This window comes from Phyllobacterium zundukense (assembly GCF_002764115.1).
In the GTDB taxonomy this organism is placed as follows: Bacteria; Pseudomonadota; Alphaproteobacteria; order Rhizobiales; family Rhizobiaceae; genus Phyllobacterium; species Phyllobacterium zundukense.
Map to the genome: position 1 here is coordinate 615,083 of NZ_CP017940.1, position 19,532 is coordinate 634,614.

Below are 19,532 nucleotides of genomic sequence, written 5' to 3' on the forward strand. Positions count from 1 at the left end.
TCAAAGAAACCATAGAGCATAGACATGACAAAGAGCAAACAACCCTTCGCTCGTTTATGGTGAAAAATGAATCTACTGTTAACTAAACGGCGTTTATAGGCGTTTGAGAGCGTCGATCAGCCGTTCGCGGATTGTCATAATACCTTTGTAGTGCGTCTGCGCAGGATTAAGCGCTTCGAGCTGGCGGGCAAAAGCTTCGGCAACGGCGCGACATTCAGGATGTTTCTTCAGCGCCTTTATAGGATCAAGATGAATGCGGATGGTGAAAAGAATATCGCCGGATTGAGGCAGTTTGCGCAATGTCTGGCGCTCGACCCGAACGAAACTCTGTTCGGCGATGTCACCGTCGGTGTAGAGCGCTCCCTTCTGGTGGCTGGCGAGCGGGTGATAGAGATTGCCATCTGGCTGCAGCGACCAGTTCATGCGCCAGACCGGACGATCGAGGCGCAGATTGTCGAACATGCGGGTGATCAGCCCGGCATTGCGGGTGCCGGCACCAAAATCGGGGACCGGGGCGTGGATATCGTCCATCGAGCGGCCGAATTTCTCCAGCAGCGTCCAGGATGAAGGAAAGGACAGCGAGGCGGCGGCGAGATGCCAGCCGCGCTGCTCGTCCTTGCGCATCAGGACTAGGTCTTCCTGAACGAGACTGGCGGCGCGGTGCAGGAAAGGAGTCTCCGTTTCGCCAAGCGGCACCGGTTCATCCCGCCCGGCAATGGCAATGGTGTCGCCCTCACGGCTGTAGATTGATGGGTAATGCTCGGCCAGATGGGTGCTTAGCAGGTCCAGGACTTCCTTCTGGGCCACCGCCGTACCCGGCTCCTCGACGAATATCCTTTCGCCATGCAGCGCGAAGAGGCGCTGTTTTTCGGCAAGATAGGCGAGGAGATTGTCGTCGATCTCGATCCAGTCCTTCGGGTCGAGTTGTTGCAACCCTATGGTGAAGGGTTGCGCCGAACCATCATAAGGCGTGTGCGCGGGGGCAGTGGTGGTCATTATGCGACGCCCATGGCCTCCAGCTCGTCGATAATGCCCTCGATGACTGAAAGGCCCTTTTGCCAGAAGGCAGGGTCGGTTGCGTCAAGCCCGAAGGGCGCCAGCAATTCGGAGTGGTGCTTGGTACCGCCGGCCTTCAGCATGTCGAAATATTTCTGCTGAAAGCCCGCATCGGCATTCTGGTAGACCGCGTAAAGCGAGTTCACCAGGCAGTCGCCGAAAGCATAGGCGTAGACATAGAACGGTGAGTGAATGAAATGCGGAATATAGGTCCAGAAGGTTTCGTAGCCTGAGCCGAAGCGGACCGCCGGTCCGAGGCTCTCCTTCTGCACATCCAGCCAGATTTCGCCGATGCGATCGGACGTCAATTCCCCGGCCGCCCGTTCCGTGTGGACGCGGCGCTCGAACTGGTAGAAGGCGATCTGGCGCACGACCGTGTTGATCATGTCCTCGGCCTTCTGCGCCAGCATCGCCTTGCGCTCGCGCTTGTCCCTGGTTTTCTCCAGAAGCGACCGGAAGGTCAGCATTTCGCCGAATACCGACGCCGTTTCGGCGAGCGTCAGCGGCGTTGAAGCCATCAGCGCGCCCTGGGCGGCGGCGAGGACTTGATGCACCCCGTGACCAAGCTCGTGCGCCAGGGTCATCACATCGCGCGGCTTGCCCATATAGTTGAGAAGCACATAGGGGTGCACCGAGGGAACGGTGGGATGGGCGAAGGCACCGGGCGATTTGCCCGGGCGGGTCGGTGCATCGATCCAGTTCCTGTCGAAGAAAGCACGCGCAATATCGGCCATTTCCGGAGCGAAGCCATTATAGGCGGACAGCACGGTCTCGCGCGCATCGGTCCAGGAGATGACTGCCTGCGGCGTTTCGGGAAGCGGCGCGTTGCGGTCCCAGTTGTTGAGATATTCGAGACCGAGCCATTTCGCCTTCAGCGCATAATAGCGATGCGACAGTCTCGGATAGGCGGCCTGCACCGCCTCGGCGAGCGCGTCGACCACCTCGCGCTCGACGCGGTTGGCGAGATGGCGGCTATCGGCGATATCCTCGAAGCCGCGCCAGCGGTCGGAGATTTCCTTGTCCTTTGCCAACGTATTGGTGATTAGGGTAAAGGTGCGCAGGTTTTCCTTGAAGGTCTTTGCCAGTGCTTCGGAAGCCGCCTTGCGCAGATCGCCGTCCGCATCCTGAAGCAGGTTCAGCGTCGGCTCGAGCGGCAGCTCCTCGCCGTTCACCTTGAAACGCAAGGCGGTCATGGTCTCGTCGAACAGGCGGTTCCAGGCGCCGCGCCCGGTGATCGACTTCTCGTGGAACAATTGCTCGAGCTTGTCTTCGAGCTGATAAGGCCGATCCTTGCGCAGATCGACCAGCCACGGCCGGTAGTGGGCGATTGCAGGATTGTCCTCCATCGCCTTTTCGATCACGGCATCGTCGATACGGTTGAGTTCGAGACTGTAAAAGATCAGATGCGTGCTGGCATCGGTCATCTTCTGCTGGATGTCGCCATAGAGTTTGGCGCGCTTCGGATCGGATGTGTCGCCGGCATAGACAAGGCCGGCAAAGGAGACGATCTTGCCGATCAGTTCCTCCAGTGCTTCGAATTCCCGGATGGAGGTGGCGAAATCGCCGCCGGCCGGTTTGCCCGCTTCGTCGGCGAGATTGGCCTTCCAGCGCTGCTCGAATGCAATGGCCAGTTCATTGGCCCGTTCCAGATCGGCCTTCAGTTCGCTGCTTTCCGCTGACGGATAAAGATCAGCGAGGTTCCATTCGGGGAGGCTACCAAGGGCGGTCTGATCATCCTTTGCCGCGGCGGCGCCACCAGATTTTGAAGCAGCCGAAACTGCATGATCGTATGTGTATCCAGTCATTTGAAAACTCATTTTGGCACCATGTATCTGTATCGGGCACGACGTTCAAAGACCGAATCAAAAGGCCTCTGCCGGGAGCACTAAACCTTAAGAGTCGATTGGCGATTCATCCAGCTTCATCTCTCTGATTTACAAAACGTGCAATTTTTAGACTTTAGAGGGGTGGATTCATTCGTGAAAACGCCTTAATTGTGCTGTTAACAACCCGTTGACCATGTCACAAAGCGGTGGATTTCATTCGATTTTTTGCCATGCTCTCAACGCATTTATTCTTCAATAAGTGACCATTAACCATTAAATCGGATAATCCAGCTATTCGGGGGTTGGAAAAACGGTCAAGGTTGGGACGAAATTGTCAAACATGATTCATGCACAGGATGGCGGGTCTAAGGCGGGTTCTTTCATGCGCGCCAGCTGGTTTGCCTTCCTCATGGTCTTTGCGCCGATGCTGTTTGCATCCGCACAGGCTTCTGCCGAGACGAGGACTCTCAGACTTTACTTTATCCATACAAAAGAACGTGCCGAAATTACGTTCAAAAAGAACGGCCGATACCAGCAGGACGGCTTGAACAAGCTCAATAAATTCCTGCGCGACTGGCGCCGTAATGAACCGACGAAGATGGACCCCCGCTTGTTCGATCTCGTCTGGCAGATTTACCAGAACGTCGGCGGCCGTGACTACATCAACGTCGTTTCCGCATACCGTTCCCCTGCAACAAATTCCATGCTGCGTTCCCGTTCGCGCGGCGTCGCGCAAAAGAGCCAGCACATGCTCGGCAGAGCAATGGACTGGTATCTGCCCGGCGTGAAGCTCTCGACGCTTCGCGTGGCAGCATTGAAGTTCCAGGCCGGCGGCGTTGGCTATTATCCGACCTCCGGCTCACCCTTCGTGCATACCGACGTCGGTAGCGTCCGTCATTGGCCGCGCATGAGCCGCAGGGAACTGCTAGCAGTATTCCCGGACGGCAAGACACTCCATGTTCCTTCCGATGGCAAGCCGTTGCCCGGTTATGAGCAAGCGCTCGCTGCCTATGAATCGCGCAAGCGTAGCGGCAGTTCGATCCAGATTGCCAGCGCTTCATCGAGCACGGGCCGTCGTGGCAAGACCCTCTTTGGCGTTCTTTTCGGTGGCGGCGCCGACGAAGAAGAAGATACCGGCGAAAGTTCAGTTGCTGTAGCTTCTGCCCCGAGCCGCAGTGTTGTTAAGGCGCCACCGGCAGCGGACGATTCAGAGGAAGGTGCGGCACAGGCTCCAGCGCCAGCCCAGGCCACCGCGCAACCGGCGGCCATCGCTCCGGGCCTGCCGACGCGGGATGCGCCTGCGCCTTTGACTGCGCCTCGGCCTGATGCTCCGCTTGCTGGCGCGCCCGAAGATAATCAGGCTTTGGCCTTCGCGGTGCCCATCCCTCTTCGCCGCCCGGATTACACGCCGACGCCGGCGCCGGAACCTTCAACGCTCAATGCGCTTGCAGAGGATAAGTCGACTGTTATTGCGGCCTTGCCGACGCCCCGGCCACAAGACAGCGCCAGTGCCATCCGCGACATGATCGCAGCCAACGTCGATAGTTCCGATACGGCTCAGGCACAGCCCGAAATGGCCAATGCGCTTGTGCCCGTTCCCTTCGACAAGCCGCGCAATGCACAAAAGTCGAATGATATGATGGTTGCGTCGGTTGTGCCCAACCAGCGTCCTGTGGCCCCAGCCGCCGAGACCGCAGCTGCCGCCGTGCAGGATATCATTCAGGTGGCGGATGAAGATGATCTGACACCGGAAGCAATCATCAAGCAGTCTGACACGGTGCAGGGAAGCGATGTTGCGGCTTCGCAGCCAGCGGCGGAAATGCCGACATTGCCTGGAACGACGGGCGGACGTGTCCTGCATGCACAGCCAGGTGCAAATACGCAAATGGCATCGGCTGAACCGCAGCCATCGCTGCGCCGGACCATGCTTGAGGCCAAGGGCGACCCGGTTGCCATGCTCGACAGCGGTGTCGTCACAACGGCGAAGGGCTCGAAACCGCGCCGCCAGACAGCGCAGAACCACAGCGCAAAAGCCATCCAGGTTTCTTCCGACCTGCCGGACCGCGCACTCTCGAACCAGCAGGTAGCCGAGATCTCGCCGGACGTGGAGCCAGCAGTTCTGCGCAATGAAACACTGCGCATGGCTCCGACAACAGTCTATACGGCGGGCTTCCAGCAGAGCCTGCCGGTGGCGGATGCCAACAAGTTTACCGGCAAGGCCGTCACGTTCCTGCAGATCGCCAAGTTCAATCCGACCAACGGATCTTAAAAGTAACCCCTCCCCGTCGCTTCGCTCCGTCCCTCCCCACAAGGGGGAGGGTATGAACTGTCGTATTTGTCGTCACTCTTAGTACTTATATGCCGGCGTTTGAAGACGTTGCAGTATTAAGTGCCTTACCCTCCCCCTTGTGGGGAGGGACGGAGCGAAGCGAAGGGGAGGGGTATTTCTTCATGCCGCATAGTAACATTCAGCCACGAACCAGAATTCGGGCCAAAATACTTCGCCGCGAATTGACCAAGGCTGAATGGCGAATGTGGGACATGCTGCGTGGTTTTCGCAGTCGTGGTGCCCGGTTTCGTCGCGAGACACCGATCGGGCCCTATATCGCGGACTTTGCCTGGTTATCCGCACACATCATCATCGAGGTGGATGGTGATACACATGCCACAGCAATGGGGGTGCAGCATGACCACAACCGCGATGCCTTTTTGCTACGCCAGGGTTTTCGTGTTCTTAGGTTCGACAATAATGACGTGATTTTTTCCGGGGAAGCTGTGTACCGCGAGATTGAGGTGGCGCTGAAAGAGTACCTTTTTCCAGCGTCAACTGCATAATTCAACTTGCCAGTTTGACCGCTTCAGCGGCGAGTCTGGTGATCTCATCCCACTTGCCAGCCTTGACCAGTTCCTCTGGTGCAACCCATGAGCCGCCGACGCAGACGACATTCGGCAAGTTCAGATAGGTCTTGGCATTGGCGACGCCGATACCGCCGGTTGGACAGAACAGCGTGCCGGCCAGCGGCGAGGCCAGCGATTTCAGGAATGTCGCACCGCCTGCCTGTTCGGCAGGGAAGAACTTCAGCATCGTATAGCCTTCTTCGCGCAGCGCCATGATCTCGCCGGGCGTGATGGCGCCGGGGAGCAGCGGCACCTTGCTGTGGCGGGCTGCTTCGATGAGCTGCGGGGTTGCACCGGGACTGACGATAAAGCGCGAACCGGCTTCGCTCGCTTCCTCATACTGGCGGGCATTGAGAATGGTTCCGGCGCCGACAATGGCTTCCGGCACTTCATTGGCGACGGCGCGAATGGCGCCGAGAGCTGCGGCCGTGCGCAGTGTGATCTCGATGGCGGGCAGGCCGCCGGCGGCGAGTGCACGCGCCAGAGGCACGGCATCGGCCACATTTTGAATGAGAAGCACCGGAATAACCGGCTGGCCCTTGAGGACGGGTAGGAGCAAATCGGTCTTCTGGGTCATCTCATTTCTCCGCTGTCTTGAACTTCAATCGATTTAGTAGGGCTTGGTAGATTTGTCTACTGAAACACGAAAATACTGGGTGGGAAGTAAGGCAAGAGCGCGAGCCTCTCTGCCGTTCCCTGCAAAACCCTTGAAATTGAAGCTCCGGCACAGTAGTTGGATGCGATCATGACGGATCATTCTTCAAACCTGCCCTTTACAGTGGCCGCGCTCTACCGCTTTGCCCGGCTGGATCACTACCAGTCGCTGCAGGAGCCGCTGGCGAAGCTGTGCTGCGGACAGGGGATCAAGGGCACGCTGCTTCTTGCCGCCGAAGGTATCAACGGCACTGTCGCAGGGTCGGCGGCGGCGATCAAGAAACTTGTCGATTTTCTTGAAGCGGAGCCTGCCATTGCCGGAATGGAGCTCAAATATTCCTTTGCGAGCGAGATGCCCTTCAAGCGCATGAAGGTGCGGCTGAAGAAGGAAATCGTCACCATGGGTGTCGAGGATATCGATCCGCTGCAGAGCGTCGGCACCTATGTGCCGGCCAAGGACTGGAATGCGCTGATCTCCGATCCTGATACGATCCTGATCGATACGCGCAATGACTACGAAACGGCGATCGGTACTTTTGCCGGTGCGGTCGATCCGCAGACGAAAACCTTCCGTGAGTTTCCGCAGTGGGTCGAAAATCACCGTGACGAACTGGAAGGCAAGAAGATTGCCATGTTCTGCACCGGCGGTATTCGCTGCGAGAAGGCGACCGCCTTCGTCAAGGGTCTTGGCTTCGACGATGTGTTTCATCTGAAGGGCGGCATCCTCAAATATCTCGAGGATGTGCCTGCCGAGGAGAGCCGCTGGGAAGGCGAATGCTTCGTCTTCGACGAGCGGGTTTCAGTCGGCCATGGGCTGATCGAGGGTGAGGCCGAACTATGCCACGCCTGCCGCAATCCGATAGCTCCGGAAGACAAGCTTTCGCCCCTGTTCGAGGATGGTGTCTCCTGTCCGAACTGCTACCACGAGCGGACGGATGAAGACCGTGCCCGTTTTGCCGAGCGGCAGAAGCAGGTGCGGTTAGCCAGAGAACGCGGCGAGAAGCAGCACATCGGGTCTTAGGCAACCTAAAATACTCCGCTCGTCGTTGAATGGGCGCAGTTGCAGACTCGTTTTGCGTGGTTCGACGGGGCTCACCATGAGGGAGGCTGGTGTCGTGCAGCGATAATCGCAGACGCTGCAATCCCTGCCCCCGGCAATCAACAATTCCCCTCATGGTGAGCCCCGTCGAACCACGCACAACGTTTTTGCCGACCTACAAATTCCTCTCCTGTCATTGCAATGCCATGAACCCGTTCTTAGTTATGCGGAGCGAATTCATGCAGCCAAGAGGAGATTTGCATGCTTGATCCGAAGAAGATTCTCGATGATTTCCTGGGAAGCAACATCCCCGGGGTCGGAACCTCGGTTCGCGATACGGCGGGCAAGGCAACGCAAATGGCCAAGGACAATCCGCTCGCCGCCGGCGCGCTGGCTGCAATCCTGCTTGGCACCGGTACCGGGCGCGAAGTGGCAGGTGGCGCGCTGAAACTTGGCGGGCTCGCCGCCGTAGCGGGCCTGGCTTACAAGGCTTATCAGAACTACCAGTCGGGCAAGACCCCGGCAGAAACGCCCCAGGCAAGTGAGCCTGAGCTGCTTTCGCCACCGGACGATTCAAGCTTTCATCCGGCAACCGCACCGCAGGGCGAGCATGAGTTTGCGCTGGTGCTCGTGCGTGCGATGATCGCCGCGGCCCGCGCTGATGGCATGGTGGACGATGCCGAAAAGGCGCGCATCATCGAAAAACTCTCGCTGTCCGGCATCAACAGCGATACGCAGGCGTTCCTGGCCAACGAGCTGAATGCGCCGGTCGATATCGACGCGCTGGTTGCCGCGGCTGTTACCGATGCACAGAAGGTCGAGCTTTACACCGCCTCGCGCCTCGCCATCGATCCCAAGACGCGCGCCGAACGCGGCTATCTCGACCTGCTGGCGGGACGGTTGAAACTTCCGGACAATCTGATCGATCATATCGAAGCAACGGTGGCCGACGCAAAGATCAGTTCCCCGTCTTGACGGCTGGTGGTGGCCTTAACCCTCCCCACAAAGGGGAGGGTAGCGATGGCGCTACTTCGCCAGGAACTTCTCGATACGCTCTATGGCGCGCAGGATATTTTCTTCCGAATTGGCATAGGAGAGGCGGATATAGCCCTCGCCGAGAATGCCGAAATCCGGTCCGCCGATCAGCGCGACGCCGGCTTCATCGAGCAGCGCCGTCGCCAGCTGCTTCGCCGGCCAGCCGGTTTCCTTGACATTGGGGAAGGCATAAAAGGCGCCCTTCGGCGTGGTACAGCTGATGCCGGGCAGGCTGTTGAGGCCGTCGACGACGATCTTGCGGCGGTTGTCGAATGCCTTGCACATTTTCACAACATCGTCCTGCGGACCGTCAATGGCGGCGATACCAGCAAACTGGCTCGGCGCGTTGACGCAGGACCAGCAATTGACCGCGAGCTTGCGCACCTTGTCGTAAAGTTGACCACTCTCGTGCGAATTTGGCCAGATCGACCAGCCCATGCGCCAGCCGGTCATCGCCCAGGTCTTCGACCAGCCATTGAGCACGATCAGCCGGTCACGGATCTCGGGAAAGGTCAGGAGCGAACAATGCTCCTCGCCGTCATAGTTCATGACGTCGTAGATCTCGTCGGACATGATGGCCACGTGCGGGTGGGCTTCGAGGCCCTTCACCAGCTTCTCAATCTCAGATTTCGGTGTCACGCCGCCGGTCGGGTTGGCGGGTGAGTTGAGGATCAGGAGCCGCGTCTTCGGCGTGATCAGGCCCAGCGTCTCCTCGGCGGAGAAGGCAAAACCGTTCTCTTCGCGGATGGGTACCGGGATTGGCTTGGCGCCGGTAAATTCGATCATCGAGCGATAGATGGGGAACCCAGGGTCCGGATAGAGGATTTCGGCGCCCGGCTCGCCGAAGATGAGGATTGCGGCGAACATCGTCACCTTGCCGCCCGGGACGATCATGACGTTTTCCGGCGAGACCTCGACACCCGTCGTGGTGAGCGTGCGGCGCGCTACCGCCTCGCGAGCGGCGAGCAGGCCTGTCGCCGGCGTATAGCCGTGATGGCCATCCTTCAGCGCCTTGATGGCAGCCTCTACGATATGGACGGGTGTCTTGAAGTCGGGCTGGCCGATGCCGAGATTTATGATGTCCTTGCCCTCGGCGGCGAGGGCGGTAGCGCGGGCGAGGACGGCAAAGGCATTTTCTTCGCCGATACGGTCGAACCCGGAAATAGTACGCAGCATTTTCTTGTCTCACATACAATTTTCAACTTCTGCTTTGTGCTTGTAGCGTCGTAAGGAGTCAAACATTCTTGTGCGAGATAGGGCCTTAATATCATGACCGATCTGAAAGACTGGACACCGCGCCCGCTACCTGCCCGTGAACCGCTCGAGGGCCGCTATGCCCGTCTGGAACCGCTCGATGCCGCAAAGCACGGCGACGGGCTCTATGAAGCCTCATCGGTTGCCGACGCTGGTGACCGTTTCCGCTTCCTCTTCGAAAATCCGGCCGAGGACCGCGAAGCCTTTGAGGCGTGGCTGGAAAAGGTCGAGTCCAGCAAGGACCCATTGTTCTTCGCGGTCATCGACAAGGCCAGCGGAAAGGTCGCCGGACGCCAGACGCTGATGCGCATCGATCCAACCTTCGGCGTCATCGAGATCGGCAATATCTACTGGGGTCCGCTGATTTCGCGCAAGCCTGCGGCGACGGAAGCGCAATTCCTGTTCATGCAGTACGCCTTCGATGGCCTCGGCTACCGGCGTTATGAATGGAAATGCAACAACGCCAACGAGCCGTCAAAGCGGGCGGCAGAGCGATTTGGTTTCAAGTTCGAAGGCATCTTTCGCCAGCACATGGTGCAGAAGGGCAAGAACCGCGACACGGCCTGGTATTCGGTCATCGACGGCGAGTGGCCGGCGCTGAAGGCTGCCTACCAGGCATGGCTGTCACCGGACAATTTCGATGCGAATGGGATGCAGATCAAAAGGCTGGAGGAGTTTCGGGCTGCCGTTTGATTGGCTTGCAAGTAATAGCGCCGATTGCCCTCCCCCTCGTGGGGAGGGTCGGAGCGAAGCGACGGGGAGGGGTGTCTTGTTAAAGGGACATCTGAGCGTGCGATAACAATGCAAGATGTGTCTTTCAAAAGACCCCTCCCTGCTGCTACGCAGCCTCCCTCCCCACAAGGGGGAGGGTAAGAAGCCGCACCGTTTGCGTTTCTCTCGTCAAGGCAAACTTGCATTCAACCGCAACGCCGTTACAAGCATTTCTAGATTTGAACAAAAGGCAACAAGCGCGATGGATCCGAAAACCCGTAATGCGGCCATTGCGGCTGCCTGCATCATGTTCGGCTTCGGCTTCGTGGCCTATTGGATGCCGACCCTGATGCTGGCGCTCGGCGAACGCTCGACGCTTGCGGCAGGCATATTTGCGATTGTGTTTGTTATCGGCTTTTTCTTCGTCTTCTGGCTGCGCGCCAAAAAACAGCATGAGGATGATCGGTCCTAGACAAAACTTGCTCTAGAATCGCATCGAAGCGGCCAGCAGCAATGCGCCGAACAGGACGATGAATAGTGCGCCGCCAATCTCGATGATATTTTGAACACGGCCTGAAAGCGCCGAGGCGCCGGAAACCTTCAGCGCGACGTTCTTTGCGGTGACTGCCAGCATTGCCAATGTCGCAACGGTGATGAAGGTGCCGAGCGCCATGGCGAAGACGGAGAGCACGCCGCCAAGGATGAGGCCGTTGAGCAGCGAGAAGGTCAGGACGATCAGTGCGCCTGAACACGGACGCAGGCCCACCGCGATGATCGCCGCCCAAGCGGTCTTCCAGTTGAATTCACCGGCAAGCATCGCCGGGTCCGGCGCATGCGAATGGCCGCAGGTGGCACAGACTTCCCCCTCGGCATGATCATGATCGTGGTGGACGTGGTCATGGTGATGGTGGTCGTGGCTATGGGTGCCATGGGAATGGTGGTGGTGATCGTGATTCGTCAGCACCGAACCGTGCTTTTCAGGCATGAGATGCGCGACGCGCGGGCGGAACAGCAGCGGCACCTTGCGCCATAGCAATGACAGGCCGAAGGCGATGATCAGCACGAAGCTTGCCATTTCCATGTAATGCGCAGCGTCGTCCATCGAGACCGTCGTTCCGCGCAGCACCAGAAAGGTGAGCCCGATGATGAAAAGCGCAGTGAGTGCCTGCAGCATCGACGATGCGAAGGAGAGGAGAACGCCGCGCTTCAGCGTCGTCTCGTTGGCGAGCATGTAGGAGGAAATCACCGCCTTGCCATGGCCGGGCCCAACCGCATGCAGAATGCCATACAGGAATGAAAGGCCGACGAGGATCGAGGCCTGCCACGGGTCCTCGCGCATGCCCTTGAGCGCATGCGTCATCGCGAGATAGAATTCGCGTTGCTGGAGGTTGATCCAGAGAATGATTTCGGCGAAGGGGCCCGTGGGCTGCATGGCAACCTCGTTCGAGCCGACGCCGAGCGACGAGGTCTGCGCCAGCGCATGGGCACTGAAAAGCGCGAGGACCGCGAGGGCGCCAAACAAGGTCCGTTTCCGCATCAGATCACCCTTTCTTGGCGCATTCGATTTCCAGCCGCGTCGCGAATATCTTCGACATGTTGGTGCCGGTCGGATCGTTGAAGAAGCTTTCGGTCAGGGTCGCCTGATTGGCGGCGATGGCTTGATCGGGGTCGGGGCGCACAACCGTCTGCGTGCAGCCGCCCGGCAAACCGGCTACGTGGATGTCGGTGTCGTTCACATAGTCGATGGCCGTATAGAAGGTCGGGTCGTATACGCCGAAACTGGTTTTCTTGCCGAGTTTGAGCGGCTGTTTTGGCGTGCTCTCGAAGATGATCAGCAATTGGTTGTTCTGGAAATCGGCCATCAGATGCGCCGGCGCCGCCATGACGATGTTCTTGCCATCGAGCATGACTGTCTGGAAATAATCGTACTCGGAGATGGACTCGTTGATGGTGCTGGCAAGATCCGCCAGTTCTTTTTCATCGAGCTTCATGTCGGCGTTCTTGTCGAACTCGACCAGCACCGTTGAGGAGAAAAGATCGTCAAAGCGCCAGACATGGCCGAGTTTCTCGACGGTTCCATCGGGCTTGATGGTGATGTCAAGGCGGGCTTCGGCAAAGACGTGCGGATGCACATAAGCCGGTGTGGCGAAGGTCAATCCCGCCGCAAGTGCGCCGATGAAAACCACGAATCTTTGGTGCATGAACGACCCTTTAGTGAGTTGTCGCACAGGACATCCCGAACTTGGCGAAATTGGGACGATATAACATATTCAGACCTTGCGATTGTCCTTGAACCATTTGGCCAGATAATCGACCAGAACCCGCACTTTGGCCGGCAGGTAGCGGCGGTGTGGATAGACGGCATAGATCCCCGCATTGCGCGGCGTGAATCCCTCAAGAACGCCGACCAGCTCGCCGCTTTCAATGTCCCGTTCCGCGATGAAATCGGGAAGTATGGCAAAGCCGAGACCGGCAAGCGCCGCCCGCCGCGTTGAAAGCGGGCTGTTGATTTCGATGGGTCCTGACACCTGCACCGAAAGCGGCGCTCCATCATCATTGTGAAACTGCCATGCATTGCGCGAACGGTTATTGGTGTCGACGATACAGGGCAAGGCAGCAAGCTGTTCCGGCCGCGCCGGCTTGCCCACGCGCTCGATCAGTTCCGGTGAAGCGCAGACGATGACGTGAAAGGGCGCAATGCGCTTGGCGATGAGGGACGAATCCTGCATGCGGGTGATGCGGATGGCGAGATCGAATCCTTCCTCGACAAGGTCGACAAAGCGATCATCCAGCCGCACATCGAGAATGATATCCGGCTGTTCGGCACAGAAATCGACGAGGCACTGGCCAATATCCGCGTCGGCGAAGGTGCGGGGTGCAGATATCTTGATGCGGCCCTTGATGTCGGTGCTCGATTCCCGCACGGCTTCCTGCAGGCTCTCCACCTCGCGCAGGATCTCGCTGGCGCGCTGGTAGTAGGTATGACCCGCTTCCGTCAGCGAAAATTGCCGTGTGGTGCGATTGAGGAGCAGCGCGCCGAGCTCGTCTTCAAGCTCGCGCACATATTTGGACAGAAGCGCCTTTGACCGGCCGATCTTGCGCGCCGCGGCCGAGAACCCTTCCGCCTCGACCACGTCGATAAAGGCGCGCATGCGGGTGAGCGTGTCCATCTCAAGTCGCCCTTTTCAATATATCGCGCCCAAGCCGGATCAGAGCACGGTCACTGCCTTTTGGTCCAAGCAGGGAAATGCCGAACGGCGCGCCATGCACCTGTCCGAGCGGCAACGTGATCTGGGGGAAGCCGGAGAGGCCGGAAAGGCAGAACAGGCGGACGCAGCGTTCGCGATAGGCCTGCGAATCGTCAAAGGAGGTGGAGACGAGCGGAGCGGCGCTCGGGACTGTTGGCATGACCATGACGCCGTCATCCTTCAGAAGGTCCGCCAGCTCGTTGCGGAACAGATCGCGCCGCTTCTTTTGTGCCTTATAGGTTGCGAGATCAATGGTCGAACCATATTCGAACCGCTCCTTGACGGCGCGGCCGAGGTTTCGCTCTTTTGCCGAAATCCATGCGCCATGGGCCGCCCAGGCTTCGAAACCCTGGATCTGCCGCAAACAGAGATGAAGATCGTCCATGGATGCCGTAGGCTGGCGGGCCGAACGCGCCTGCCCGAGATGAGCGCAGACGGTCGCGTACATTTTTCTGTAGGCCGCATCTTCCGCTTCGCCGATGAGCAGATGTTCGAGCAGGGGAATGAACAGCGGACGATCGAGCTTGAAATCGTAAGCGTCCGCGCCAAGCAGAATCGCTCCAACCTGTTCATAGAGCGCAATGTCCTTGGCGAACCAGCCGAAAGTGTCGAGGGAAGGGGCGAGCGGCAATGTCCCTTCGAGCGAGATGCGCCCGTGGGTTGTGCGGAGCCCGACGAGGCCGCAGAAGCTCGCAGGTGCGCGGATCGAGCCTCCCGTGTCCGAGCCTGTCGCGATGGTGGCAAGACCACCCGCGACGGCCGACGCAGAACCCGAGGACGAGCCGCCGCTGACGCGGTCCGGCGCCGCTGGATTGACCGGGTGCGGAAAATGCGCGTTCTGGCCCATCATGGAGAAGGCGAGCTCGTCCGTTTGGCTCTTGCCGATGAAGCGCGCCCCGGCATCGAGCAGGCCTTGCACCGCGGGCGCGGTCCTTGTCGCTGCAGGTGATTCGCTACTTTTTTGCGGATTGCCGCCACCTGTGACGAGGCCGGCGATGTCAAATATGTCCTTTACCGCCAAAGTCTCGCCGGTCAGCGGGCCCTTGCCCGAAGGAAGGTTAACCGTCGGTAAATCCAAAAGGGCATTCAGGGGCGGAATTGTGCTCATCGTTCAATGATTCTAGGCCATTTCCCCCTCGTTGTTCAATGAATAAAAAAATTCGCGTTGCCCCATTATTTTCATTGATTGGACACATCTTTCCTCTTATATGGCCCTTGCCCAAAGTCGCACGTGCCCATGGGTGTCCGCCGATCTTCATTATGGTGAGGAAACGGTATGGTACCTGGAACTAACCCCTCCAGTCAGTTTGTCGGCCTACTGCCAAGCTGAGGACATCTGAAGCAACGACGGTGCGGGCCTTTCTGGTGTCTTCCGGCTGTCCATAAGCCGGGATTACTGAAGAGGCACACCTTCATTGCCGGTAGTGCGGATGGGTTCATCCAAACCAAGGCAGACAAAGCGGATTTACGCTGGCTTTAGCGTCGATCCACCGCCGCATGAATCTTTCCCGTGGTTCCAGCATCTCCAAAGGCTGGCCTCGCGCTGGACCGACTCACGCACTTTGTCCCTGCGGTCCATCGGGCGCACCCCGTGAAACCGCGACTTGCTTAAGGCGGCCGGAAGTGCCGCTACGGATTGGAGACCCAAGATGGCTACACAGCGCATCCTCGACTTCATCAATACCCGACGCCCGAACGGCCCCTGCATGGTGCTGGATCTCGAGGTGGTCCGGGAGAATTTTCATAATTTCGAGATGGCCCTGCCGGAATCGAAGATCTTCTATGCGGTGAAGGCCAATCCTGCGCCGGAAATCCTGCGTCTGCTCGCTTCTCTCGGTTCGAGCTTCGACACGGCATCGGTTGCCGAAGTCGAAATGGCACTCGATGCCGGCGCGACGGCTGACCGCATTTCCTTCGGCAACACGATCAAGAAAGAGCGCGACATTGCCCGCGCCTTCGAGCTCGGCATTCGTCTTTTTGCCGTGGATTGCGTCGAGGAAGTCGAGAAGGTCGCCCGCGCAGCTCCCGGCTCGCGCGTGTTCTGCCGCGTCCTGACCGACGGTGCCGGTGCCGAATGGCCGCTGTCACGCAAGTTCGGCTGCGTTCCTGCAATGGCCGTCGACGTGTTGCGTGCCGCGCAGACGCTCGGCCTCGACAGCTATGGCGTTTCGTTCCATGTCGGTTCGCAGCAGACGGATCTGGCCGCCTGGGACCGTGCACTCGGCGATGCGAAGCAGGTCTTCGATACGCTCGCCAAGGAAGGCATCACGCTGAAGATGGTCAATATGGGCGGCGGTTTCCCGACCCGTTACCTCAAGGACGTGCCGACCGCCCAGGCCTATGGCCAGGCGATCTTCCAGGCGCTGAGCAAGCATTTCGGCAATCGCCTGCCTGAGACCATCATCGAGCCGGGCCGCGGTATGGTCGGCAATGCCGGTGTGATCAAGGCAGAAGTCGTTCTCGTGTCGAAGAAGGCCGACAACGACAATGTGCGCTGGGTCTATCTCGACATCGGCAAGTTCGGCGGCCTCGCCGAAACGATGGACGAGGCGATTCGCTATCAGATCACCACGCCGCGCGATGGCGACCGCAGCGAGCCTTGCGTCCTTGCGGGCCCGACCTGTGACTCGGCCGACGTGATGTACGAAAAGAACCCCTATCCGCTCCCCATATCGCTGACCATTGGCGATGAGGTGCTGATCGAGGGAACTGGCGCCTACACCACAACCTATTCGGCAGTTGCCTTCAACGGGTTTGAACCACTCCGATCATACGTAATTTAAGGGACTTTTGCCCTGTCGCAAAAGCTGTCCCGGCCTCTCGTGTCGGGCGGCGTTGACGCACCTTATGATTGATTGGTCAAGACAATGAGCGCAGTAGACTTCATCGAACAGAACCTGCATCCGGATGGATCGCAGGCTTGCATCATCCTCAACGAAACCGCGCAGGACGAACGGGCGCGCGAAGCTTTGCTGGACCGCGCCATGGGGACAAGCCGCCGCCGCAAGTCTTCGGAAAAGCTGCGGCGCGGCCGGCTGCCTTCCGCTGGCCTTGCCTTTGTCGCGCGCGGCGAAGACGGCACATTGCTGGGCACGGTGCGCCTTTGGGACATCCAGACCGGACACGACGCGGCAGGCAAGCCGGTACGTGCGCTCCTGCTTGGGCCTTTGGCTGTCGATCCTTCGGTCAAGGGGCAGGGCATCGGCGCGGCACTGATGCATCATGCGACAGCCGAGGCTGCACGCCTCGGCCACGGCGCGATCATCCTGGTGGGCGATCCGGAATATTACGAGCGTTTCGGTTTCAGCGGTGCGAACACGTCCGGCCTTGCCATGCCTGGTCCGGTCGAGCGCCGCCGTTTCCTGGCGCTGGAGTTGAAGCAAGGCCATCTTGATGGTGCGCACGGATTGCTCACGCCACGGGGCCGGCGCTCATCGCGGGCGATGAGGGTACTGCCTGTGTCGCTGCGTTTCTCAATGTAAGAGACCTTTGATCTCTAGAGTAAGGACCGGCCCATTCGGGCCGGTTTTTGTTTAACGGACATTTTCGCGAACGAAATTTTCGATCGCTTTCACTTCGCCCTGCTGGATTTCGTGACCGCCGGAATGCCAGAAAAGATCGGTCTCGACCCCTTGCGAGATCAGATAATCCGCAAAGGATTGTGTTAGCGCGGGCGGGCAGATGGTGTCGAGCCGGCCCGCTGTGATCAGGACACGCTTGCCGGCAAGGCCGAGTTGCGGTGCCGGTGTCCATGGAACCAGCGGGTGCATCAAGACCGCTTCGTCAAACAGATCCGGCTGCGACAACAACACGGATGCCAGGATGTTCGCGCCATTGGAATAGCCGAGACCGAGCACATTGGAGGCTTTCGCGCTCTCCTTGTGGGCTCGAATGAAGTCCGCCATGGCTCTGGTGCGGGTTGCGAGGTCGTCCATATCGTAGACGCCTTCACCTGTGCGGCGGAAAAAGCGCGACGCGCCATGCTCCGAGACATCGCCGCGCGGCGACACGATTCCGGCGTGCGGCAACAGCTGCCGGCCGAAATCGAAGAACTGGTTTTCGTCGCCGCCCGTGCCATGAAAAACGAACAGGAGCGGGCTGCCCGGCTGTTCCGCCCTATGAACGCGATACTGATAATTATTGTCCGACATGTCTAACCTCTCCGGTACGGAGCGCCTCGTGCGTCCGTACTCTCATTGGTTTCGTTTTGCATGCCCCACATATGCGGCGGGAGATGGCGTTGTTAAACCCGCCTCCCGCTTGATGCATTGTCGCTGCCCCGTAGACAATCGCGGCAGAAGATAGACGAATTATTGACGAGTTCAACCAACGTCCGACCAAGGACCGTGGAAGTCGCCTTCCGCGTCGAGACGCTTGAAACCATGCGCACCGAAGAAATCGCGCTGTGCCTGGATCAGATTGGCCGTGCCGCGTGCCTGGCGGTAACCGTCGAAATAATTCAGCGCCGCTGAGAGTGCCGGGGTCGGCAGACCCGCATGGGATGCCTGGGCAACGACCTGGCGCAGTGACTTCGAACCGGCCTTCATACGTTCGACAAAGGCGGGGACCAGCAGGAGGTTCTTGCCTTCGCTACCCTCGAAAGCCGCAGCGATCTGGTCAAGGAACTGCGAGCGGATGATGCAACCCGCACGCCAGATGCGCGCCGTTGTGGCGAGCGGAATATTCCAGCCATGTTCCTTAGACGCGCCAGCCATGACGTCGAAACCCTGCGCATAGGCGGCAATCTTGCCAGCGAGAAGACCCTGTTCCAGCGTGTCGATGAATGCGGCATCGCTATTCGCAAGCCTGGCGGCATCGAGATCGCCATAGGCTTTCGAAGCCTCGCTGCGCTCCTTGACGAGCGATGAGATCGAGCGGGCGGCGACGGCAGCCTCAATGGCGGTCGCCGGAACGCCGAGCATCTGCGCCTCGATGGCGGCCCAGCGCCCTGTGCCCTTCTGGCCAGCGCTATCGAGGATGATGTCGACGGCAGGCTTGCCGGCCTTCTTGTCGGTCGCCAGCAGCACCTTGGCGGTGATCTCGATCAGATAGGAATTTAGCGGCCCTGCGTTCCACTCCTCGAAAATCTTGCCGATGGCCTGGGGAGAAAGACCAAGCCCATCCCGCAGCACACCATAAACTTCGGCGATCATCTGCATGTCGGCATATTCGATACCGTTGTGGATGGTCTTGACGAAATGGCCGGCGCCATCGGGACCGAGCAGGGCGGCACAGGATTCGCCTTCATACTTCGCCGAAATTGCCGTCAGGACCGGCTCGATGCGGGCATAGGATTCGGGCGTACCGCCGACCATGATCGACGGGCCATGACGTGCGCCTTCCTCACCGCCGGAAACGCCCATGCCGACAAATGTCGGATCATTGGGTCCGAGTTCGGCGAGCCGGCGAATCGTGTCATGGAAATTGGCATTGCCCGCGTCGATGATGATGTCGTCCTTGGCGAGGAACGGCTTCAATGCGGCGATCTGTTCGTCGACCGCTTCACCAGCCTTGACCATCAGGATGATCGGGCGTGGCGCGCGGATGTTCTTGGCCAACTCTTCCAGCGTTTCGCACGGAATGATCTTGTCTTGCAGGGAACCTGCTTCTTCGTAGAACTCGTGGGTCTTTACCACTGTCCTGTTGAAAACCGCGATGCGATAACCGTTTTCAGCGATATTGAGCGCCAGATTGGCGCCCATGACGCCAAGGCCGATCAATCCGATGTCAGCTTGCTGCATGATTTGGGTCCTTGATAATTTCGATACGGGCCTCGGTCGTGAGCGACCTCTGAGTCCGGAAGAGCATTTG

The 19,532-nt window shown here is 59.1% G+C and carries 18 protein-coding genes; 8 read left to right on the forward strand and 10 right to left on the reverse strand.

The window, feature by feature from the left end:
• Window positions 1–93: 93 nt before the first annotated feature.
• Both BLM14_RS03045 and BLM14_RS03050 read right to left on the reverse strand, forming a co-directional pair.
• A complete protein-coding gene (locus BLM14_RS03045; protein WP_099998031.1) occupies window positions 94–996 on the reverse strand; it encodes a heme-dependent oxidative N-demethylase family protein in 903 nt (300 codons plus the stop codon).
• On the reverse strand, window positions 996–2,873 hold the full coding sequence (locus BLM14_RS03050) for a M3 family oligoendopeptidase (protein ID WP_418314199.1): 1,878 nt from the start codon (window positions 2,871–2,873) through the stop codon (window positions 996–998). The genes BLM14_RS03045 and BLM14_RS03050 overlap by 1 nt, the downstream gene beginning before the upstream one ends.
• Before the next feature lie 433 nt (window positions 2,874–3,306).
• Here BLM14_RS03050 and mepK point away from each other — a divergent pair, with 433 nt between their 5' ends.
• Both mepK and BLM14_RS03060 read left to right on the forward strand, forming a co-directional pair.
• Complete coding sequence (gene mepK, locus BLM14_RS03055; RefSeq protein ID WP_100001003.1) at window positions 3,307–5,151, forward strand: peptidoglycan L,D-endopeptidase MepK; 1,845 nt, start codon at window positions 3,307–3,309, stop codon at window positions 5,149–5,151.
• Window positions 5,152–5,333: 182 nt separating this feature from the next.
• Window positions 5,334–5,717 (forward strand): endonuclease domain-containing protein, encoded by a 384-nt coding sequence (locus BLM14_RS03060; RefSeq protein WP_100001004.1) that lies wholly within the window; start codon window positions 5,334–5,336, stop codon window positions 5,715–5,717.
• 1 nt (window position 5,718) lies between these two features.
• On the opposite strand, the gene BLM14_RS03065 is transcribed toward BLM14_RS03060, so the two are convergent.
• On the reverse strand, window positions 5,719–6,357 hold the full coding sequence (locus BLM14_RS03065; protein ID WP_099998033.1) for a 2-dehydro-3-deoxy-phosphogluconate aldolase: 639 nt from the start codon (window positions 6,355–6,357) through the stop codon (window positions 5,719–5,721).
• 168 nt (window positions 6,358–6,525) lie between these two features.
• Here BLM14_RS03065 and trhO point away from each other — a divergent pair, with 168 nt between their 5' ends.
• Window positions 6,526–7,455 carry an oxygen-dependent tRNA uridine(34) hydroxylase TrhO gene (trhO, locus tag BLM14_RS03070; protein WP_100001005.1) on the forward strand — a complete coding sequence of 310 codons (930 nt, stop codon included), beginning with the start codon at window positions 6,526–6,528 and terminating at the stop codon, window positions 7,453–7,455.
• Between the two features lie 279 nt (window positions 7,456–7,734).
• Window positions 7,735–8,448 (forward strand): tellurite resistance TerB family protein, encoded by a 714-nt coding sequence (locus BLM14_RS03075; RefSeq protein ID WP_099998034.1) that lies wholly within the window; start codon window positions 7,735–7,737, stop codon window positions 8,446–8,448.
• 51 nt (window positions 8,449–8,499) lie between these two features.
• Here BLM14_RS03075 and BLM14_RS03080 read toward each other — a convergent pair whose 3' ends face one another.
• Complete coding sequence (locus tag BLM14_RS03080) at window positions 8,500–9,684, reverse strand: pyridoxal phosphate-dependent aminotransferase (RefSeq protein ID WP_099998035.1); 1,185 nt, start codon at window positions 9,682–9,684, stop codon at window positions 8,500–8,502.
• Window positions 9,685–9,777: 93 nt separating this feature from the next.
• Here BLM14_RS03080 and BLM14_RS03085 point away from each other — a divergent pair, with 93 nt between their 5' ends.
• Window positions 9,778–10,455, forward strand: coding sequence for a GNAT family N-acetyltransferase (locus BLM14_RS03085; RefSeq protein WP_204251983.1), 678 nt, complete (start codon window positions 9,778–9,780; stop codon window positions 10,453–10,455).
• A 115-nt stretch (window positions 10,456–10,570) separates the two neighbouring features.
• Complete coding sequence (locus tag BLM14_RS32615) at window positions 10,571–10,945, forward strand: hypothetical protein (RefSeq protein ID WP_418314200.1); 375 nt, start codon at window positions 10,571–10,573, stop codon at window positions 10,943–10,945.
• 12 nt (window positions 10,946–10,957) lie between these two features.
• Here the strand turns inward: BLM14_RS32615 and BLM14_RS03095 are convergent, their stop codons facing one another.
• The 4 genes from BLM14_RS03095 to BLM14_RS03110 form a co-directional block, all read right to left on the reverse strand.
• Window positions 10,958–12,010, reverse strand: coding sequence for a nickel/cobalt transporter (locus tag BLM14_RS03095; RefSeq protein ID WP_099998038.1), 1,053 nt, complete (start codon window positions 12,008–12,010; stop codon window positions 10,958–10,960).
• Between the two features lie 4 nt (window positions 12,011–12,014).
• Window positions 12,015–12,674: a DUF1007 family protein gene (locus BLM14_RS03100; protein WP_099998039.1), complete on the reverse strand. Its 660-nt coding sequence runs from the start codon at window positions 12,672–12,674 to the stop codon at window positions 12,015–12,017.
• A gap of 69 nt (window positions 12,675–12,743) precedes the next feature.
• Window positions 12,744–13,643: a LysR family transcriptional regulator gene (locus BLM14_RS03105; protein WP_099998040.1), complete on the reverse strand. Its 900-nt coding sequence runs from the start codon at window positions 13,641–13,643 to the stop codon at window positions 12,744–12,746.
• A 1-nt stretch (window position 13,644) separates the two neighbouring features.
• Window positions 13,645–14,829: an amidase gene (locus BLM14_RS03110; protein WP_099998041.1), complete on the reverse strand. Its 1,185-nt coding sequence runs from the start codon at window positions 14,827–14,829 to the stop codon at window positions 13,645–13,647.
• 541 nt (window positions 14,830–15,370) lie between these two features.
• On the opposite strand from BLM14_RS03110, the gene odc2 reads away from it, so the two are divergent.
• Together odc2 and BLM14_RS03120 are read left to right on the forward strand one after the other, a co-directional pair.
• Entirely contained in the window at window positions 15,371–16,504 is a 1,134-nt protein-coding gene (gene odc2, locus BLM14_RS03115; protein ID WP_099998042.1) for an ornithine/lysine decarboxylase, read from the forward strand.
• A gap of 84 nt (window positions 16,505–16,588) precedes the next feature.
• Window positions 16,589–17,203 (forward strand): GNAT family N-acetyltransferase, encoded by a 615-nt coding sequence (locus BLM14_RS03120; RefSeq protein WP_099998043.1) that lies wholly within the window; start codon window positions 16,589–16,591, stop codon window positions 17,201–17,203.
• Between the two features lie 51 nt (window positions 17,204–17,254).
• Here the strand turns inward: BLM14_RS03120 and BLM14_RS03125 are convergent, their stop codons facing one another.
• On the reverse strand, window positions 17,255–17,872 hold the full coding sequence (locus BLM14_RS03125; protein WP_099998044.1) for an alpha/beta hydrolase: 618 nt from the start codon (window positions 17,870–17,872) through the stop codon (window positions 17,255–17,257).
• A 171-nt stretch (window positions 17,873–18,043) separates the two neighbouring features.
• Window positions 18,044–19,462, reverse strand: a complete 1,419-nt coding sequence (gene gndA, locus BLM14_RS03130) for an NADP-dependent phosphogluconate dehydrogenase (protein ID WP_099998045.1) — start codon at window positions 19,460–19,462, stop codon at window positions 18,044–18,046.
• Between the last annotated feature and the right edge of the window lie 70 nt (window positions 19,463–19,532).

Coding starts and splice junctions, on each gene's coding strand:
- BLM14_RS03045 (WP_099998031.1), bottom strand. CDS start 996: ATGACCACCACTGCCCCCGCGCACACGCCTTATGATGGTTCGGCGCAA.
- BLM14_RS03050 (WP_418314199.1), bottom strand. CDS start 2,873: ATGAGTTTTCAAATGACTGGATACACATACGATCATGCAGTTTCGGCT.
- mepK (WP_100001003.1), top strand. CDS start 3,307: ATGCTGTTTGCATCCGCACAGGCTTCTGCCGAGACGAGGACTCTCAGA.
- BLM14_RS03060 (WP_100001004.1), top strand. CDS start 5,334: ATGCCGCATAGTAACATTCAGCCACGAACCAGAATTCGGGCCAAAATA.
- BLM14_RS03065 (WP_099998033.1), bottom strand. CDS start 6,357: ATGACCCAGAAGACCGATTTGCTCCTACCCGTCCTCAAGGGCCAGCCG.
- trhO (WP_100001005.1), top strand. CDS start 6,526: ATGACGGATCATTCTTCAAACCTGCCCTTTACAGTGGCCGCGCTCTAC.
- BLM14_RS03075 (WP_099998034.1), top strand. CDS start 7,735: ATGCTTGATCCGAAGAAGATTCTCGATGATTTCCTGGGAAGCAACATC.
- BLM14_RS03080 (WP_099998035.1), bottom strand. CDS start 9,684: ATGCTGCGTACTATTTCCGGGTTCGACCGTATCGGCGAAGAAAATGCC.
- BLM14_RS03085 (WP_204251983.1), top strand. CDS start 9,778: ATGACCGATCTGAAAGACTGGACACCGCGCCCGCTACCTGCCCGTGAA.
- BLM14_RS32615 (WP_418314200.1), top strand. CDS start 10,571: ATGTGTCTTTCAAAAGACCCCTCCCTGCTGCTACGCAGCCTCCCTCCC.
- BLM14_RS03095 (WP_099998038.1), bottom strand. CDS start 12,010: ATGCGGAAACGGACCTTGTTTGGCGCCCTCGCGGTCCTCGCGCTTTTC.
- BLM14_RS03100 (WP_099998039.1), bottom strand. CDS start 12,674: ATGCACCAAAGATTCGTGGTTTTCATCGGCGCACTTGCGGCGGGATTG.
- BLM14_RS03105 (WP_099998040.1), bottom strand. CDS start 13,643: ATGGACACGCTCACCCGCATGCGCGCCTTTATCGACGTGGTCGAGGCG.
- BLM14_RS03110 (WP_099998041.1), bottom strand. CDS start 14,829: ATGAGCACAATTCCGCCCCTGAATGCCCTTTTGGATTTACCGACGGTT.
- odc2 (WP_099998042.1), top strand. CDS start 15,371: ATGGCTACACAGCGCATCCTCGACTTCATCAATACCCGACGCCCGAAC.
- BLM14_RS03120 (WP_099998043.1), top strand. CDS start 16,589: ATGAGCGCAGTAGACTTCATCGAACAGAACCTGCATCCGGATGGATCG.
- BLM14_RS03125 (WP_099998044.1), bottom strand. CDS start 17,872: ATGTCGGACAATAATTATCAGTATCGCGTTCATAGGGCGGAACAGCCG.
- gndA (WP_099998045.1), bottom strand. CDS start 19,462: ATGCAGCAAGCTGACATCGGATTGATCGGCCTTGGCGTCATGGGCGCC.